Annotated in this window: 21 protein-coding genes; 13 read left to right on the forward strand and 8 right to left on the reverse strand. The window is 70.3% G+C overall.

Annotated elements, in window-relative coordinates; genetic code table 11:
• Together AB0G47_RS15355 and AB0G47_RS15360 are read left to right on the forward strand one after the other, a co-directional pair.
• Positions 1 to 240: MarR family transcriptional regulator (locus AB0G47_RS15355; protein ID WP_360769064.1), on the forward strand; the 240-nt coding region annotated here is incomplete at its 5' end.
• Between the two features lie 173 nt (positions 241 to 413).
• Positions 414 to 968 carry an SgcJ/EcaC family oxidoreductase gene (locus AB0G47_RS15360; protein ID WP_360769066.1) on the forward strand — a complete coding sequence of 185 codons (555 nt, stop codon included), beginning with the start codon at positions 414 to 416 and terminating at the stop codon, positions 966 to 968.
• 30 nt (positions 969 to 998) lie between these two features.
• Here AB0G47_RS15360 and AB0G47_RS15365 read toward each other — a convergent pair whose 3' ends face one another.
• Positions 999 to 2,186 (reverse strand): FAD-dependent monooxygenase, encoded by a 1,188-nt coding sequence (locus AB0G47_RS15365; RefSeq protein ID WP_360769069.1) that lies wholly within the window; start codon positions 2,184 to 2,186, stop codon positions 999 to 1,001.
• 104 nt (positions 2,187 to 2,290) lie between these two features.
• On the opposite strand from AB0G47_RS15365, the gene AB0G47_RS15370 reads away from it, so the two are divergent.
• Positions 2,291 to 3,007, forward strand: a complete 717-nt coding sequence (locus AB0G47_RS15370; protein ID WP_360769072.1) for a TetR/AcrR family transcriptional regulator C-terminal domain-containing protein — start codon at positions 2,291 to 2,293, stop codon at positions 3,005 to 3,007.
• A 36-nt stretch (positions 3,008 to 3,043) separates the two neighbouring features.
• Here the strand turns inward: AB0G47_RS15370 and AB0G47_RS15375 are convergent, their stop codons facing one another.
• On the reverse strand, positions 3,044 to 3,844 hold the full coding sequence (locus AB0G47_RS15375) for an NAD(P)-binding domain-containing protein (RefSeq protein ID WP_360769074.1): 801 nt from the start codon (positions 3,842 to 3,844) through the stop codon (positions 3,044 to 3,046).
• Positions 3,841 to 4,833 carry an alpha/beta hydrolase gene (locus AB0G47_RS15380; protein ID WP_360769077.1) on the reverse strand — a complete coding sequence of 331 codons (993 nt, stop codon included), beginning with the start codon at positions 4,831 to 4,833 and terminating at the stop codon, positions 3,841 to 3,843. Before AB0G47_RS15380 ends, AB0G47_RS15375 begins: the two co-directional genes overlap by 4 nt.
• 79 nt (positions 4,834 to 4,912) lie before the next feature.
• On the opposite strand from AB0G47_RS15380, the gene AB0G47_RS15385 reads away from it, so the two are divergent.
• The 3 genes from AB0G47_RS15385 (at position 4,913) to AB0G47_RS15395 (ending at position 7,079) form a co-directional block, all read left to right on the forward strand.
• Entirely contained in the window at positions 4,913 to 5,512 is a 600-nt protein-coding gene (locus AB0G47_RS15385; RefSeq protein WP_360769079.1) for a TetR/AcrR family transcriptional regulator, read from the forward strand.
• Positions 5,513 to 5,598: 86 nt separating this feature from the next.
• A complete protein-coding gene (locus AB0G47_RS15390) occupies positions 5,599 to 6,474 on the forward strand; it encodes a metalloregulator ArsR/SmtB family transcription factor (RefSeq protein WP_360769081.1) in 876 nt (291 codons plus the stop codon).
• On the forward strand, positions 6,471 to 7,079 hold the full coding sequence (locus AB0G47_RS15395; RefSeq protein WP_360769084.1) for a dihydrofolate reductase family protein: 609 nt from the start codon (positions 6,471 to 6,473) through the stop codon (positions 7,077 to 7,079). The genes AB0G47_RS15390 and AB0G47_RS15395 overlap by 4 nt, the downstream gene beginning before the upstream one ends.
• Before the next feature lie 7 nt (positions 7,080 to 7,086).
• Here AB0G47_RS15395 and AB0G47_RS15400 read toward each other — a convergent pair whose 3' ends face one another.
• From AB0G47_RS15400 to AB0G47_RS15415, 4 genes are all read right to left on the reverse strand, one after another.
• On the reverse strand, positions 7,087 to 7,767 hold the full coding sequence (locus AB0G47_RS15400; RefSeq protein WP_360769086.1) for an NUDIX domain-containing protein: 681 nt from the start codon (positions 7,765 to 7,767) through the stop codon (positions 7,087 to 7,089).
• Positions 7,764 to 8,117, reverse strand: a complete 354-nt coding sequence (locus tag AB0G47_RS15405; RefSeq protein ID WP_360769960.1) for a DUF4406 domain-containing protein — start codon at positions 8,115 to 8,117, stop codon at positions 7,764 to 7,766. Before AB0G47_RS15405 ends, AB0G47_RS15400 begins: the two co-directional genes overlap by 4 nt.
• 68 nt (positions 8,118 to 8,185) lie before the next feature.
• Positions 8,186 to 8,971 (reverse strand): DeoR/GlpR family DNA-binding transcription regulator, encoded by a 786-nt coding sequence (locus AB0G47_RS15410; RefSeq protein ID WP_360769089.1) that lies wholly within the window; start codon positions 8,969 to 8,971, stop codon positions 8,186 to 8,188.
• 163 nt (positions 8,972 to 9,134) lie between these two features.
• Complete coding sequence (locus AB0G47_RS15415; RefSeq protein ID WP_360769092.1) at positions 9,135 to 9,686, reverse strand: tellurite resistance TerB family protein; 552 nt, start codon at positions 9,684 to 9,686, stop codon at positions 9,135 to 9,137.
• Positions 9,687 to 9,924: 238 nt separating this feature from the next.
• Here AB0G47_RS15415 and AB0G47_RS15420 point away from each other — a divergent pair, with 238 nt between their 5' ends.
• From AB0G47_RS15420 to AB0G47_RS15440, 5 genes are all read left to right on the forward strand, one after another.
• Positions 9,925 to 10,593 carry a haloacid dehalogenase type II gene (locus AB0G47_RS15420; protein WP_360769095.1) on the forward strand — a complete coding sequence of 223 codons (669 nt, stop codon included), beginning with the start codon at positions 9,925 to 9,927 and terminating at the stop codon, positions 10,591 to 10,593.
• 41 nt (positions 10,594 to 10,634) lie between these two features.
• Positions 10,635 to 11,183, forward strand: a complete 549-nt coding sequence (locus AB0G47_RS15425) for a YciI family protein (RefSeq protein ID WP_360769098.1) — start codon at positions 10,635 to 10,637, stop codon at positions 11,181 to 11,183.
• Positions 11,184 to 11,268: 85 nt separating this feature from the next.
• A complete protein-coding gene (locus tag AB0G47_RS15430) occupies positions 11,269 to 11,925 on the forward strand; it encodes a maleylpyruvate isomerase N-terminal domain-containing protein (protein WP_360769101.1) in 657 nt (218 codons plus the stop codon).
• A 61-nt stretch (positions 11,926 to 11,986) separates the two neighbouring features.
• Positions 11,987 to 12,334: a VOC family protein gene (locus AB0G47_RS15435; RefSeq protein WP_360769104.1), complete on the forward strand. Its 348-nt coding sequence runs from the start codon at positions 11,987 to 11,989 to the stop codon at positions 12,332 to 12,334.
• Positions 12,335 to 12,450: 116 nt separating this feature from the next.
• The gene (locus AB0G47_RS15440) at positions 12,451 to 13,068 is read left to right on the forward strand and encodes a TOPRIM nucleotidyl transferase/hydrolase domain-containing protein (protein WP_360769107.1); all 618 of its coding nucleotides are present in this window, start codon (positions 12,451 to 12,453) and stop codon (positions 13,066 to 13,068) included.
• Between the two features lie 621 nt (positions 13,069 to 13,689).
• On the opposite strand, the gene AB0G47_RS15445 is transcribed toward AB0G47_RS15440, so the two are convergent.
• Positions 13,690 to 14,046, reverse strand: a complete 357-nt coding sequence (locus tag AB0G47_RS15445) for a hypothetical protein (protein WP_360769110.1) — start codon at positions 14,044 to 14,046, stop codon at positions 13,690 to 13,692.
• Positions 14,047 to 14,358: 312 nt separating this feature from the next.
• Between AB0G47_RS15445 and AB0G47_RS15450 the strand changes: the two genes are divergently transcribed.
• Both AB0G47_RS15450 and AB0G47_RS15455 read left to right on the forward strand, forming a co-directional pair.
• The gene (locus tag AB0G47_RS15450) at positions 14,359 to 14,976 is read left to right on the forward strand and encodes an RNA polymerase sigma factor (RefSeq protein WP_360769113.1); all 618 of its coding nucleotides are present in this window, start codon (positions 14,359 to 14,361) and stop codon (positions 14,974 to 14,976) included.
• Positions 14,973 to 15,629, forward strand: a complete 657-nt coding sequence (locus tag AB0G47_RS15455; RefSeq protein WP_360769116.1) for a hypothetical protein — start codon at positions 14,973 to 14,975, stop codon at positions 15,627 to 15,629. Before AB0G47_RS15450 ends, AB0G47_RS15455 begins: the two co-directional genes overlap by 4 nt.
• The last annotated feature ends 89 nt before the right edge of the window (positions 15,630 to 15,718 follow it).

The raw sequence follows: 15,718 nt of genomic DNA on the forward strand, positions 1-15,718 counted from the left end.
TCGAACATGACCGGCATCATCGACCGCCTGGAGAAGCGCGGCCTGGTCCGCCGGGAGCCCAGCCCCTCCGACCGACGCGTCAAGAACGTCGTCCTGACCGCCGAGGGCGAACGCGCCACCGACGCGATCCGCGCCAAGATGCACACCACGCAGGAGGGCCTGGACCGCCTCACTACCCAGGAGCGCGACACCCTCCACACCCTGCTGGAGCGAGTCTTCCTCGCGCAGCCCGCGGCCTGAGCACCGCCGGGCCTCTTAGCCGCCCAGAACCGGAGAACCAGAAAATGGGCGACCTTTGGCCACAACCTGTACATCTCTTGAATCACCACTGACCAGTGCTCGGCAAGTCTGGGGTCACTCCCGCCACAGAGGACACGAATGGCGGAAGTGACCGCTACCGCACTGGAGTTGAGATGAACCGCAAGAGCCGCATACGTGCCACAGTCGTCACCACCACCGCCCTCGCCGCGGCTGCCACAGTGACCGTGGGAGTCGCCATGGCCGCTTCCGACGGCGCCGCCCGCGCGGCAGCACCCAAGTCCGCGTACGCCGAGCCCGCCAAGAACGCGTACGCCAAGCCCACCGAGAAGCAGATCGCCGCGCTCTTCGACGGATGGAACAAGGCCTTACAGTCCGGCGACGCCGAGACCGTCGCCGCGCGGTACGCGAAGGACGCCGTACTGCTGCCCACCGCCTCGCCGCAGATCCGCACCGACCATGCCGGGGTCGTCGACTACTTCGAGCACTTCCAGCTGAACAAGCCCCAGGGCGAAAAGGTCCGCGGCCTCATCAACATCCTCGACTCCGACTCGGCGATCGACGCGGGCCTGTACAGATTCCACCTCACCGATGCGAAGACCGGCGAGAAGCGCACCGTCGAGGCCCGCTACACCTTCGAATACGAGAAGCGGGACGGCCGGTGGCTGATCGTCAACCACCACTCCTCGGTGGTGCCGCCCGCGAGCTGACGCCCCTCGCCGCTGCGCGCCAGGGGCTGATCACCTGCCGGTCCTGCTGAGTTCGGCCCGGTAGTCGGGCAGGGCGAGGGTGCTGACCTTCTCGCCCTGCCCGAGCATCCAGTTGAGCAGCGAGCGCCTGCTCAGCAGGGCATTGCGGAGGCGCAGGCCGGTCGCGGTGGCGGGGGCGAGGAACTTTCCGGTGCGGTCGCCGCCCTTCTGGCAGCCCTGGGCGTAGCCGCGCATCCTGTTCTCGTACCGGGCGAAGGCCGCGCGGTGATCGCCGTCGGCCAGCGCCAGTTCGCCGGCCAGTACGTAGGCGCCGACCACGCCGGTTCCCGTGCCCATGCCCCCGATGGTCGCGCCGCAGGCGGCGTCCCCGACGAGGCCGATCCGCCCCCTGGACCAGGTGTCCACGTCCGCCCGGCTGATCGAGTCGAAGTACAGCTCCGGCGCCTGCCACAGGGAGTCGAGGAGCCGCGGAACCTCCCAGCCGAGCCCGGCGAACGCATCGGCGATCAGCGTCTTCTGCTGCTCCGGGTCGGTGCGGTACGCCAGTTGGGGCGAGGCGAAGACGAAGAAGGCACCGGCCTGCGACGCGTCCTGGTGACCGCTGCCGACGGCGGCGAACCGACCCGGCGCGTTGTGGCCGACCGAACCTCGCCCGAGGCCCAGGTAGTTGGGCAGCTGCCAGGTGGCGGCGTAGTAGCCGAGATGGCTTACGAAGTTCTCCTCGGGGCCGAAGGCGATGCGGCGTACGTTGGAGTGCAGCCCGTCCGCGCCGATCACGAGGTCGAACTCCCGAGGCGCGCCGTGCCGGAAGGTGACCCGCACCCCCGCGGCGGTCTCGGTGAGGCCGGTGATCGAGTCTCCGAAGACGTACTCGGTGTGCGGGAGGCTCTGTTCATAGAGCGCCTGGGACAGATCTCCGCGGAGCACTTCCACCTCGCCGCCGGCGAACTCGGCCGGAAGGTGCAGCAGTTGCCGCCCTTGCTCGTCGACGAAGCGCATCGGGCTGCCGCCGGTCTGGATCCGGCGCAGCTTGTCGAGTACGCCCATGCGCTCCAGCACGGTCAGATGCGTCTCGCCGCGGAAATCGACGGCCTGGCCGCCGGCGCGCAGGGCCGGTGCGAGCTCGACCACTGTGGGTCTGAACCCGTGACGACCGAGCCAGTAGGCGAGGGCCGGGCCCGCGATGCCGGCACCGGAGATGAGGACGTTCTTGGTCATGGACAGCACTCCCCGCAAAACTGTGTCCAGTGGACACTGATTATTAGTGTGTACCGTAGACACAGTTTTGAGGACCTGCAAGACCCGCAGACGGGAGCGGCGAGATGAGCGACGAGCGGAGCCAGACGGCGCGACTGCTCTGGGACCCGCCGCCGAAACCCAGGCGGGGCCCCAGGCCGGCATTGAGCCTGGACCGCATCGCGCGGACCGGCAGCGAGATCGCCGACGCGGAGGGGCTGGCCGCCGTGTCCATGCAGCGGATCGCCGGCCTGCTCGACGTAACCAAGATGGCGCTGTACCGGTACGTGCCGGGGAAGGCCGAGCTGGTCGCACTGATGGTGGAGGCCACCATCGGCGAGGCCCCCCTGCCGGACGGACCTCGCCGCGACTGGCGGGAGCAACTGGGCGACTGGGCCCGGCAGTTGGCCACCGTCTTCCACCGGCACCCATGGCTGCTCGACGCGACCGTCGGCCCGCGGATCATGGGCCCCAGGGAACTGGCCTGGATGGAGCAGGCCCTCGCCGCACTGGACGGCACCGACCTCACGGGCGCCGAGCGGATGGACGCGGTCGTCCTGCTGTCGGGCCACGTACGCGAGATCACCCAGCAGGCCCGCGCGGCCGGTCCGGCGGGCGCACCCGAGGCGCAACTCAGCGCCACGCTGGGCGAGTTGATGCGGGCGCACGGCGAGCGCTACCCCGCCCTCACCGCCGCGCTGGCCTCGACGGCCAAGGACGGCGGGCAGGACGAGGCACTGGAGTTCGGCCTGCAACGCATCCTGGACGGCCTGGGCCTGCTCATCGCCGGGCGCGCGGGCTGAGTTGGGCGCGAGCAGGCCAGGGCAGGGCGCGCCGCATCAAGCCAAGGGACGCTCCTCGGCCCGGGGCCGCTTCAGATCGGCGAGGAGACCGTCGAGGGCCTTGCCGAGAGCTTCGGCGTTGGCCGGGTCGAACCAAGTGGTGCGGATGCGTTCGTTGTTCCCCTGCGGCGATTCATGCTCGGCCGCGAGCCGGCTCAGCGAGCGCGTCTCGTCGCTCAGGGAACGGCCGACACCCTGGAAGAGGCTGCGGACGTAGCGCTCCGCGTCATCGGCGGCTATCCCCTGGTCGACAGCCCATGACGTGAGCGTGGCCAGGTACCAGTAGTGGGTGGTCAGCGTCCCCGTCAACGCGGAGTAGACGTCGAAGGCCGCCTCGTCCGCGACCGGCTGCGCCCCGCCCAGCTGCTCGAAGAGAGCGTCCACCTCAGGGTGGGACGGAAACGTCACCGTGACGGAGCGGCGTTCGCGTGCGGTGGGCAGCGGGATGGCCCGCACCAACGCGGCGTCGGTGGCGAGTATCCCGCGCATCTCGTCGTTGCTGACGCCGGCCATCACATTGACCACCGTCTTGTCGCCGTCCACCGCAAGACCGGCGAGCGCTTCGTGCCGCTTCGGCCCCGGCACGGCGATGATCACCACCTCGGAGCGGTCCACCACCTCCTGATTGTCGGCGCACACGCGTACGCCCTCGAAGCGCTCGGACAGTTCCGCGGCCGTGCGGGCTCCCCGGGGAGAGAGGAACACCTCGTACGACGCCGAGACGCCACCCCCGTCGCACAGCCCCAGCACGATGGCCCGGCCGATCTCACCCACTCCTACGATGCCGATGCGCTTCACTGCGCCTCCCTCCCGTCGCGCGCGGTGTGCGCGGCGAGGGAGGCCCGGAGGAACTCGAGTATCTCCGTCCGCGCGGCCTCGGCCTGCTCCACCAGGCCCGGCATGCTGAGGAACGCGTGTCCCGCTCCGGGGTATTCGGTGAGCCGCGTCGGCGTCCCGGCCGCCTGCAGTCGTTCGGCGTAGCGGCGGCCGTGGTCGGCCACCGCGTCGTGGGTCGGCACCACCACGAGTGCCGGGGCAAGGCCGTTCAGGTCGTCCGCGTACAGCGGCGAGAGCGCGCGGGCGTCGGCTCCCACCGGAACGGCGAGCCGCTGGAACAGGCGCAGTTGGGGCTCGGCGAGCGTCGGGGTGTGTGCGTACTCGGCGACCGAGGGATGGTCGAACATCGTCTCGGTCACATCGACAGCAGGGTTGACCAGCACCTGCGCCCGCAGTTGCGGACCGGCCCCTTTGGCCCGGATCGCCGCCAGGGCGCTGATCAACGCGCCACAGCTCTCGCCGAACACGGCGGTCCGCGCCGGGTCGATGCCCCACTGCACGGCGTGCTTCACCACGTGCTGGAGCACGTCCCAGCCGTCGGCGACGGCCGCCGACAGCGGGGTCCGCGGGTCGAGGAGGCGATGCTCGACCGAGACGACGACCGCGGGCAGTCGGGCGGCGATGTGGCTGGTGACCCAGTCACACTGCACCGCCGTGCCCACGAATCCGCCGCCGTGTACGTGGAGCACCAAGGGCAGTTCGGTCCTGTCGGCGCCTGCGCCGTCGCGCCCGGGGGCCGGCCGGTACACCCGGACCGGGAGTTGACGGCCGGGCAGCGCCACGTCCTGCCAGTGAATCGCGGCACCGGGATCCGGTTCCCCGGTGACCGCTCGCGCCGCGTCGGATGCCCGGAAGCGGTTCTCCGCGTCGCGGTAGGCGGCCAGCTCCTCGGCCGTCATCGCCAACCAGTCCGGCTCCGGCGGTCGTTGGACAGCAGTGACCTCACTCATGTTCTTACTCCTCAACCTAGAGAGTTACGCGACCTAAGGTATCGAAACTTAAGGTAGCGAAACCAGGTATCGTGCGGGAATGGCATCGCCCACATCCGCCAGGCCACCCGGTCGCCCGCGCGCCGGAGTCAATGACGTGGTGTTCGCCGCCACGCTGAGCACGGTCCACGAGCTCGGCTACGCGCGCGCCACCGTCGAACGCATCGCCGCCGCGGCCGGCGTCGCGAAGTCGACGGTCTACCGGCGCTGGCCGACGAAGGGCGCGCTGATCGTGGACTGCCTCCTGGACGCGTTCGGCCCGGCGCCGCTGGACGGCGCCGATCGAGCCGAGCTCATGTCCTCGACCATCCGCTGGATCGCCGCGAAGATCGGCGAGCCCGGCGTGGGCGACGCGTTCGCCGGCGTGTTCAGCGACGCCGTCAGCGATCCGGCCCTGCGCGAGATCCTGTCCACGCGACTGCAGGACCCGTACCGACTCGCGCTCCAGGACGCACTCGGCGAGCCGGAGAACCGGGTCCTGTTCTTCATCGACGTAGTGGTCGGGGTCCTGCTGCACCGGATGGGCATGACCGGTGCGCCGATGGCCGATGCCGATGTCGACGCGCTGGTCGCGATGGTGCTGGCGCACTTCGCCGACGGCGTCGACGGTGAGGTCGCCGAGGTCGCCGACCGGGACTAGGGCGGACTGCCGGAGCCGGACAGGGCAGGCCCACACCTCGCGATATTCCTTGACACGAATATTCTCCATGGCGAATACTCATCTCCATGGACGCACTCCTCACCGCACTGGCCGACCCCGCCCGCTGGCGGCTCGTAAGCCTGCTGGCCGAGCGGCCCCGCTCGGTCGGTGTCCTCGCCCAGCTCGCCGAGGCGCGCCAGCCGCAGACGACCAAGCATCTGCAGACCCTTGAGCGCGCCGGCATCGTCAGCTCGCAGCGCACCGGCCAGCGCCGCGTCTACGCACTCCGGTCCGCTCCCCTGCGGGACCTGGCGGCCGCGCTCAACGGGCTCGCCGACAGCGCGGACCAGGTCGACGGTCCGCGCGGGACCTATGACCGATACGGGCTCACCCTCCGCGCCGAGCGGCTCGCCGCGGCGGAGTCGGGGTGGGCCGACGGCCGTTCCTTCACGTTCCTGCGGTCGCTGGCAGGGCGCCCCGAGCTGGTGTGGCGCCACCTGACCGAGGCCTCCCTGCTCGCCCGATGGTGGACGCCCGACGACCTCCGCGTCTCCGAGCTCGTCTTCGAGGCGCGTCCGGGCGGGCGGATCGTCAACGAGTACCGCGATGCCGAGGACGCCGACGGCTCGGACCTGACCGCCGGACGCGCGGAGGGAGTCGTGGACGACGTACGCCCCGGTGAGCGCCTCACCTACCGGCTCTCCCCGCTCCTGCCCGACGGGAGCCTCGCCTTCACCGCCCACGTCGAGCTGGACCTGCGGCCCACCGAGACCGGCACGGACCTCGACTCCCGCTGGCGGATCACCGACAGCACGGTGGACTCCGCGGACTTCATCGCGGGGATCGAGATCGGCTTCGGGCAGAGCCTCGACAAACTCGCGGCGGCACTCGCCGCGGACGCGCACGACGGCGTCGCCACCGGCGACACCAACTCCAACACCGAGACCAGGAGCGCGAAATGACGGAGCAGAAGCCGACGGCCGGCCGACGGGTCGTCACCAACATGAGCCTCTCCCTCGACGGCCACTACGCCGCGCCGGACGACCCGATCGACATGAGCTGGGTCATGCCGTACGCGGTGACCGACGTCGCCCGCGACCACCTGGCCGCCCTTCACGAGTCGGCGACGACGGCGCTGCTCGGGCGGGTCAACGCCGAGGGGTTCCTCGGCTTCTGGCCCACCGTCATCGGCATGGAGGGTGCGGACCCGCGCGACGAGGCCTTCGCCCGGTGGCTCGTCGACACCGACAAGGTGGTCCTCTCCTCCACCCTCGGCGAGGCGCCCTGGGAGCGGGCGACGATCGTCGACAAGCCGACCGCCGAGGTGGTTGCGGACCTCAGGGCCGCCGACGGCGGCGACATCCTCGTGCTCTCCAGCGCGAGCATCATCAAGGCGCTGCTGGCGGCCGACCAGGTCGACCGCCTCGCGCTCACCGTCTTTCCCGTCTTCCTCGGCGGCGGGCCGCGCCTCTTCGACGACGGTCTGCCCGCCGGGCAGTGGGAACTCGTCACCCACACCGCGGGCGAACACGGCACGTTGGCTCTCGTCTACGACCGCGTCCGCTGATACCGGCTCAGTTGTGGCCGGTGGGCGGCTCGGCCGGGCGGAACGGGCCGTCGATGGCGGCCCATTGGAGCAGCATGATGGTCTTGGCGTCGGCGATCGTGCCCTTGCGCACCATGGCGAGCGCGTCGTCGAAGGGCAGCTCGACGGTGGTGATGTCCTCGCCCTCGGCGGCGACTCCGGTCACGCCTCGGGGAGTGTCCGCTGGGTCGTAAGGGGCTGCGTAGAAGTGCACGCGTTCGGTGACGGAGCCGGGGCTCATGTAGACGTCGAAGACGTGCTCGGGAGCGCCGACGACGTGACCGGTCTCCTCGGCGGCTTCGCGGCGGATCGCTTCCTGCGGTCTTTCCCCGTCGAGGAGTCCGGCGGCGGTTTCCAGAAGCATGCCGTCGGGGTGTCCGTTGACGTAGGCGGGGAGGCGGAACTGACGGGTGAGCAGCACGGTGCGGTGGTCGGCGTTGTGGAGCAGGATCGTCGCCCCGTCGCCGCGGTCGTAGGTCTCCCGCTGCTCGCGGCTGATGTGCCCGTCGCTGTGCTCGTAGTCGAAGGTGGTCTTGCGCAGGACGTACCAGTCGCAGGAGAGCACCTCCACGTCGCGGATCCGCACGCGCGGGTTGCCCGTCAGGTCGTGGCCGTGCCGGTCGAGGCCGGTGCGTCCGCGGCGGTCGGGGGTGTCGAGGCCTGCGGTCATCGGGCGGCCGGCACGTCGGCGAGGTCGGTGTAGACGTCCGTGCCCAGGGCGCGGGCCTGCGCGACCATCCGGTCCGCTCCCTCGGAGGGGCCGCCGATCCGCAGTACGGCGTCGCAGCGGGCGAGCAGTTGCTCGGCGACGGGGTGGAAGATCTCGTCGAACAGCGGGTCGCCGGGCCCGGTGCTCCCCGCGGTGTCCAGAAGCGGAAGGGCGAGGGCTTCACCCGTGACGGGCAGGTGCCCGGCGCGGAAGAGGGCGAGGGCGCACTCGTTCATCGCCCGTACGTTGGCTTCGAGCTTGCGCGGGTCGTCGCCGGTGCCCGATCGGTAGGGACCTGCGACGAGGATCATCAGCGAACGGGGATCGGCGGCCACGACGGCACACTCCTCAACACTGGGGCAGGGGCGGGGACTTGGGGTCACGCCAGGACGGTCTCGACGCCCGCATCGCGCAGGGCGTCCATGGTCTGCGGGCCGCTGGGGTGCGTGTCGGCGTCTTCGGCGGCCCGGTCGGTGACGAAGCGGTCCACCGCGTCGAGCGGGGCGACCCTGCTGAAGGCGCGCACGCCGAGCTTGGTCGCGTCCGCCACCGCGATGGTGTGGTCGCTCCGGGCGAGTCCGGCCTGTTTGACGGCGGCGTCGTCCAGGGAGAACTCCGACCAGCCGTGCTCGGCGTGCACGCCGCCGATGGACATGACGAAGCAGTCGAAGGCCAGGGAATCCAACGTGCGCAGCGCCAGCGGACCGACAAAGGAACGCTCACCTGGCCGCGAGCGGCCGCCCACGACCAGCAGCTCGATCCCCGGCCGGTCGGCCAGGCAGACGGCGGCCTGCAGGCTCAGCACGGCGACCGCGAGCGGGGCCCGGGCCGCCAGGTGCTCGGCCACGTGCACCGTCGTGGTCCCCGCGTCGAGCAGGACCCGTGACCCGGGCTCGACCAAGGCGGCCACGGCGCCGCCGATGCGGTCCTTGGTGGCGGCCTGCCACGGCTCGCGCGCGAGGAATCCCGCATCCTCGGCCCGCGAACGCGTCGCCACGGCACCGCCGTGCACGCGACGCACAAGCCCCTGACGCTCCAGCGCGTCCAGGTCCCTGCGCACGGTCATCTCCGACACACCCAGGCGCTGGGAGAGCTCCGACACGGAAACCCGGTCGGAGCCCTGCACCAATCGCAGGGTCAGATCCAAACGATTGGCGACACCCATAACCCTTTTCTATCATTGCAGTGTTCGAATGAACAGCAGAATGTGCGAGCTACGGGTGTGCGCACTGCGGCCCTGCTCCAGACCCGTCCAGACCCGTCCAGACCCAGTCGGGGCCCGCACCTTCTACTTGAGGTGCGGGCCCCGACTGCAAAGCGGATCCCGGTCAGAGGCCGAACTCCTGCGGGGACACGCCCAGCGCCGCGCACGCCTCGCGCAGGACCTGCTCCTCGGCCGGGGCGATGTACCCGTCCGCGCCCGCGACCACGAAGCCGGTCTGTACGACCGCCTTGGCCTCCATCGGCTTCTTCGCCGCCTTGGCGATCTCCTGCATGACCTGGGTCTTGCCCTGCTGGAAGTTGAGCGTCAACTGGTCGACGTGCTTGTTGAAGCGCTGGCGCAGCTGATCCGGCGGGAAGTTCTGCAGGACGTCGTTCTGCAGGATCAGCGACTCCACATGCTGCCGCTCGGCCGGGTCGACCGACCCGTCGGCGGCCGCGACCAGGGCGCACATGGCCATGCTGGCGTCCCGGTAGGCACCGCTCTTGAGTTCCGTCTTGAGGGAGCCGAGCTGGGACTTGAGCACGCCCACGAGCTGAGCCTTCGACCCGCCGCCGGACCCCGAACCCGACCGTCCGTGACCGCCGGAGCTCCGCGCCCCCTGTGACTGCTGCTGCAGACCCTTGGCCTGGTCCTTGATCCGGTCCCACATCGCCATCCGTGCCACCTCGGCTAACCGTTCGCTTGTCCGCGCGCCTTCCGCGCGTCCCTCTGCCAACGCCTTCCCACCCGCCGAAGTTCCATGGCCTTACACGACTAGACGTGTGGCAGCTCAGGCCCGCGGCCAGGACGGGGAATCGCGAGGCGGCCAGGTCAGTTGACCCTTGAGCGGCGCTGATTCGGCATGCTGTAGCGGCGCTGCCGCGGCAGGGGCAATTTCGACAAGGAGAAGTTCGTTGAGCGGTCTTGATCCTCGGTTCATCACCTTCGACATGTACGGGACCTTGACGGACTTCGCCATCGGGTCCGCCGCCCGGGAGGTGATCAAGAACGTGGCGCCGCCCGAGAAGCTTGACGCCTTTCTCCACCGGTTCAGCTGCTATCAGCTCGATGAGGTGATGGGTGATTGGCGACCGTACGACGAGGTCGTTTCTCGAGCCTTCGAGCGGGCGTGCCGCAGCACCGGCGTCGAGTTCCGGCCGAGCGATCCCGCCAAGGTTTTCGCGGAGGTCCCGGAATGGGGGCCGCACCCCGACGTCCCGGGGCCCCTAGCCAAGCTCGCCGAGCATTTCCCTCTCGTCATCATCTCCAACGCCGCGGACAGGCACGCCCATCAGAACGTCGCGAAGCTCGGCGCGCCGTTCCACGCGGTGTACACGGCGGAGATGGCGCAGGCCTACAAGCCGCGGCTGCGTGCGTTTGAGTTCATGTACGAACAGCTGGGCTGCCGGCCGGACGAGACGATGCATGTGTCGTCCAGTCCGCGTTACGACCTGCAGTCGGCAACAGACCTTGGCGTGAAGGACACGGTGTATCTGAACAGAGGGACCGAGCCGTCGGCGCCCTTCTATCACGCGTACGAGGTCACTTCCCTCGCTGGGGTCGTAGATATTCTGGGCATCTGAATTCCCCCGCGCTGCCCCCGTTGTAGGGAGAGACTGTGGGCATGGAGTTCTTCTGTTACCACCGTGACCGGCCCGGCTCCGGGGAGTTGCGCAGCGAGTTGGTGGAAGCCCACTGGTCCTATATGGACGCGTACGAGAAGCAGTTGATCGCTCGCGGGCCGACGTTCGCCGACGACGGGGACACCCCCACCGGCAGCGTGCACATCGTCGACCTGCCCGACCCCGCCGCCGCACGCGCGTTCGCCTTCGACGAGCCCAACTACCAGGCCGGCGCGTACCGGGACGTGCTGCTGCGCCGGTGGCGCAATGTGCTGGGGCGCACCATGTGGGACTTCCCCGGCGGCCGCACCGATGGCAACCGGTATCTGGTGCTCGGCCTCGGCGCGGAGCCGGCCGCCGATGTCGCCCTGCCGCCCGACCGGGACGAGTTGATCGCGTACGGGCCGCTGTTGTCCGACGACGCCACCACGTGGCTGGGGACGGCGGCGCTGGTCCGCGCCCCGGACCCGGAGACGGCACGCGCCGTCCTGAGCCAGGACCGCTACGCCGCCGTCGAAGTCCGCGCCTGGGAGTTCGGCGGGCGGCGGTGACGAAGGGCGGCGGGTCCGCCGCCACGGACCCGCCGCTCGGCAAATGCGCTTGTCCGCTCTCGCGGCACCGCACTACCGTGCCGATGTGGATCTCTTCTCACACTCGTGGACGGCTCTGCGGACGGCGGTCGCCGACCTCTCTGACGCGGACTTCGCCCAGCCGTCCGGCTGTTCGGGCTGGCTCGTACGGGACCTGGTGTGCCATCTGGTCATCGACGCCCAGGACGTACTGATCACCCTGGTGACCCCGGCCGAAGGCGAACCGACCCGGAATGCGGTGACCTACTGGGACGTCGCCGACACGCCGCCGACCGGCGACGACCCGCTCGACGCGCTGATCGTCCGTCTCGCCGCCGCGTACGGAGAGCCGTGGCTGCTCAAGTTCCACCTCGACGACGTCGGTTCCGCCGCAGGCCGCGCCGCCGAACTCGCCGACCCTGCCCTGCGGGTGGCCACCCGCGACTTCGTCCTCACCGCGGGCGACTATCTGGGCGCGTACGTCCTGGAGTGGACGCTGCACCACCTCGACCTGGTCGCGCACCTCCCGGACGTGGCGGGACCGCCCGCCGAGGGGCTCGCCCGGTGCCGCGAGATGGTCGAGGAGATCGCCGGTGCCTCGTTCCCCGCGTCGTTCTCCGACCAGGACGTGCTCCTTGTCGGCACCGGGCGGCGGGCCCCGAGCGAGACGGAGAAGGCCGAACTCGGCGCGCTGGCCGCGCAACTCCCGCTCGTCCTCGGGTGATCGCCCCTCATCGCCCCCCTCCCCCCTCATCGCCCCCATCGTCACGTGACAGGAGACGCCGATGTCCATCCGCCGGGTCATGCCCGACATCCGGTCAGAGTCCCTGGAGGAGAGCCGGGATTTCTACGGCCTCCTGGGGTTCGAGGAGGTCATGAACCTGGGCTGGGTCATGACGCTCGCGTCCCCCGACAACCCCACGGCGCAGGTCACCTTCATGGCGCAGGACAAGAGCGCGCCGGTCGTGCCCGACATGAGCGTCGAGGTGGACGACGTGGACGCGGCCTACGCGGCGGTGCAGGCGAGCGGGGCGGAAATCGTGCACCCGCTGCAGGACGAGGAGTGGGGGGTACGGCGGTTCTTCGTCCGCGACCCCAATGGCCAGGTGGTCAATGTGCTCGGCCACCGCTGACCACAGCCGCTGCGCTGACCAGCCTCTGCCGCGAAGGGCAGTCCAGCGCGCACCGCTGATCGACTCGTCGGCGAAATTCCCTGCCGTGCCGGCCGGAAAGGACGGAGACTCCCTTCATGGCTGACATGGGGTTGTTCCAGGAGGCGGTCGCCGCGTGGGCGGCCGGTGGCCCCGGCGACCCCGCACGCGAGCTGGCCGCGCAACTGCCCGTCCGGTCGGTCGTCCTGCTGGAAGGGCCCAGTGATGCCGCGGCGGTCAGCGCGCTTGCCGTTCGCCGCGGCCGGAACCTGGCGGCCGAAGGAGTCTGTGTCCTGGCGATGGGCGGCGCGATGAGCATCGCGCGCTTCGCCCACCTCCTTGGTCCGCCCGGCCTGGGCCTGCGCCTCACGGGCCTGTGCGACGAGGCGGAGCGTGGCTTCTACTCCCGCGGCCTGGAGCGGGCCCGTGCGGCACAGGACGGGTTCTTCGTCTGCTCGGCCGATCTGGAGGACGAGCTCATCCGCGCGCTTGGCGTGGCACGGGTGAAGGAACTCGTCCGGGCGGAGGGCGACTTGCGCGCCCTGGAGACCTTCCTGCGCCAGCCCGCCCAGCAGGGACGCACCGCAGAGGGGCAACTGCGGCGCTTCCTCGGCACCAAGAAGGGGCGCAAGATCCACTACGGTCGCGTACTCGTCGAGGCCCTCGAACCCGACCGCGTACCCGCCCCGCTGGACGACCTGCTCGCCGGCCTCTGACCGCTGCCTGGAGAAACGGATGGTCCGCCTGAGGGTCTGCTCGGTACGGTGATCCGGTGTGCTGCGCTGGGCCCCTCGTCCGCGCCGGCCATGACTTCGCTCCGCCTCCCCGGCGTGATGCCCGCGGATGGTCGGTGGTCGCGGCGGTCCTGGGCGAAGGGCTGCGCTACGAAGGGCGATCGGTGTGCGGTTGCGGCAAGGAACCCAAGTACCGCCCGCGGACGCGAGCCGAGCCACGGGAGCGTCGGCTCGTTGCCGCGAGGGACGGACTGCCGCTGTCCGAGGCGTTGGCCCGCCCGGATCCGCTGACCCCGATGAACCGCTGACCCGCTGACGCCGACGACCGGCCGGCCTCGCCGGCTATCTGCCCCCGGCCGACCCGTCAGGCAGTGCGGGGCGTGCGGCTGCCGGACCGGCCACCGGGGGAATCCCGCCGTGGCCGTTGACGGCTTGCGCCGCCTGGTGCAGCGTCTGTGCGGCTACCACGCGGGACTCCGCCAAGACGTCACCGAGTTCCCGAACCAGGTTCTCGTAGACCGGCAAATTATCGGTTCCTGCTGAGGTGGGTGTCACTGGGCTGCCCTTTTCTTGATTTCTGTCGTACTTGAGATCTGCATGCCGTCACGCCCGGCTGAGGCGCGCGGCGATCCCATGACCCACCAGGAGATAAATGACGGCCGGCAGACCGTAATTGAGGAGAACCCGAAGCCCTTCTGTGTCCATCGTGAAAACATCCTGTGACCACCAGGCCAGCAAGTCGGCCGTCCCGTGCACGAATTCGACGAAGACGTTGGCCTCGTTGGCGTCGAGCAGGTAGAGCAGGACCCACAGACCGAGGAACACGGCGGCGATGTCAGCGATGGTGTGGACGGCGAGGGCCGTTCGCCGGGCAGTGCTCGGGATCCGCTCCTGGCGCTGTGGAGGCTGCGGGGGCCGGCCGTAGCCGTGGGGCCCTGGCATCGGGTCGATATTGCTCACGGGTGTCCAATCTGACGCGTCGCTTTACGGGACACGCACCGGCGTCGTGCGGGCCCGTGTATATCTGCGCCATATGGCCGCCGCCGCGTTACACGGGCAGCGGAACACCCCAAATATGGCCAGGTATTCGGCAACTTGCCCACATGAAGGAGCGTGGGAATTCCCTGGCCTGCAGCCGGCCACCCTGGTGTGCATATTGTGTGCGGCAATAGTGGTAGATCAAGTCGAAGCACTTCACGCCCGGTTCACCTTCCGGGCGGACTGACGGCCCGCCGGATTGAGCGGCACGTGGCGGGGTAGCCTCCCGCGGCTATGCGCAAAGACCAGACCGATGGCGCGAAGTCCGACCGGGCAACGTTCGACGACGTCTTCTGCGGCCTGCTGCCCAGGCTCTATCGCAGGGCTGTGATGTTCTCCGGATCCCGGCAGCTCGCAGAGGACGCCGTGCACGAGGCCTATCTCAAGCTCGCCAACCGCCCCGAGCGGCTGCTCGCCCACCCCGAGCCCTACGCCTACGCGTTCTCGGCACTGATGAGCGCCGTGCGGGACGCGTACCGTCGAGAAAAACGGCAGGTGCTCATCGAGGACGTCGAGACACATACCGGGGTGCGGACGCTCGAGAGCGGTGGCGCACACGGGGGCGCCTTCGTCGATGCCGCCTGGGACGGCGGTCTTGAGCGGCGGCAGGGCGAGTGGGAGGCGATGCGGCTGCTGAGCAGGCTCTCGCCGCGGCAGGCCGGCGTCGTCATCCTCGTCGACCTCGACGGTTACACCATCGACCAGGCCGCGAAGATCATGAAGGTGCACCGGGGCACGGCGGCCCGCCACCGCGCCCGCGCCCTGGACAGCCTGCGCGGCATGCTGGTCGAAGCGCCCGATCCGCAGACATCGCAGCCCGGGCGGCGACCCGAGGACGGGAGGGCGTCATGAACTCAACTCCGGGCCCCTCGGGGCAGCTTCCCCCGGACGGCACCGATCGCACCGATGACGCCGCAGTCGCCGTGCTGCGCGAGCGGCTGCGCGCCGCCGACGAGGCGATCGAGGTGCCCCACGGGCTGTGGGACCGCATCCGGGCCGACTCCCCCGCCGGGCGCCGACGGCGTCGGCCGTACCGCATCGCCGTACTCGGCACGCCGGGGCGACACCGTCCGCGCTTGACCCTCGTCGTCGCGGCGGCGCTGGTCGGCGCGATCGCCCTGGGGACGTGGTGGCTGGTGCGCCCCGGCGGGCAGGACCGGCCGGCACCGCCCGCAGGAACGCGGGGCGTGACCATAACGGTGCACAACGCGGAGGCGGCCTGCCATGAACTGCGCACCCTGGAGTGCGCGTTGCGGGTCGCCAAGGATCCCTACGAGCGGTACGCCGCGCCCGGCAACCGCGCGGCCCGCGTCTGGCACGGCGACCGGCTCGAGGCACAGTGCGTGGTCACCGACGGCACGCTCGTCCAGGACGAGAAGGGCATCACGTCCACCCGGTGGTACCTGGTTCGCACCGCGCTCGGCGTGGAGGGCTGGCTCCCCGGTGTGCGGACGCGCAACAGCGCGGAGGTTCCGGACTGCGCTCGGGGCGGCGACACCCACTAACGCACATGTGATGCAGGTCACAGCTCCAGGTGTCATACGGGAAGCAGTCGCGCTCCGTGTAGCGCGTGAGAGCACGTACTACACGGGGA

This window comes from Streptomyces sp. NPDC021622, assembly GCF_040640795.1.
Classification (GTDB): Bacteria; Actinomycetota; Actinomycetes; order Streptomycetales; family Streptomycetaceae; genus Streptomyces.

Coding starts and splice junctions, on each gene's coding strand:
- AB0G47_RS15365 (WP_360769069.1), bottom strand. CDS start 2,186: ATGACCAAGAACGTCCTCATCTCCGGTGCCGGCATCGCGGGCCCGGCC.
- AB0G47_RS15455 (WP_360769116.1), top strand. CDS start 14,973: ATGAACTCAACTCCGGGCCCCTCGGGGCAGCTTCCCCCGGACGGCACC.
- AB0G47_RS15360 (WP_360769066.1), top strand. CDS start 414: ATGAACCGCAAGAGCCGCATACGTGCCACAGTCGTCACCACCACCGCC.
- AB0G47_RS15415 (WP_360769092.1), bottom strand. CDS start 9,686: ATGGCGATGTGGGACCGGATCAAGGACCAGGCCAAGGGTCTGCAGCAG.
- AB0G47_RS15385 (WP_360769079.1), top strand. CDS start 4,913: ATGGCATCGCCCACATCCGCCAGGCCACCCGGTCGCCCGCGCGCCGGA.
- AB0G47_RS15380 (WP_360769077.1), bottom strand. CDS start 4,833: ATGAGTGAGGTCACTGCTGTCCAACGACCGCCGGAGCCGGACTGGTTG.
- AB0G47_RS15390 (WP_360769081.1), top strand. CDS start 5,599: ATGGACGCACTCCTCACCGCACTGGCCGACCCCGCCCGCTGGCGGCTC.
- AB0G47_RS15440 (WP_360769107.1), top strand. CDS start 12,451: ATGGCTGACATGGGGTTGTTCCAGGAGGCGGTCGCCGCGTGGGCGGCC.
- AB0G47_RS15400 (WP_360769086.1), bottom strand. CDS start 7,767: ATGACCGCAGGCCTCGACACCCCCGACCGCCGCGGACGCACCGGCCTC.
- AB0G47_RS15435 (WP_360769104.1), top strand. CDS start 11,987: ATGTCCATCCGCCGGGTCATGCCCGACATCCGGTCAGAGTCCCTGGAG.
- AB0G47_RS15405 (WP_360769960.1), bottom strand. CDS start 8,117: ATGATCCTCGTCGCAGGTCCCTACCGATCGGGCACCGGCGACGACCCG.
- AB0G47_RS15410 (WP_360769089.1), bottom strand. CDS start 8,971: ATGGGTGTCGCCAATCGTTTGGATCTGACCCTGCGATTGGTGCAGGGC.
- AB0G47_RS15395 (WP_360769084.1), top strand. CDS start 6,471: ATGACGGAGCAGAAGCCGACGGCCGGCCGACGGGTCGTCACCAACATG.
- AB0G47_RS15370 (WP_360769072.1), top strand. CDS start 2,291: ATGAGCGACGAGCGGAGCCAGACGGCGCGACTGCTCTGGGACCCGCCG.
- AB0G47_RS15425 (WP_360769098.1), top strand. CDS start 10,635: ATGGAGTTCTTCTGTTACCACCGTGACCGGCCCGGCTCCGGGGAGTTG.
- AB0G47_RS15450 (WP_360769113.1), top strand. CDS start 14,359: ATGCGCAAAGACCAGACCGATGGCGCGAAGTCCGACCGGGCAACGTTC.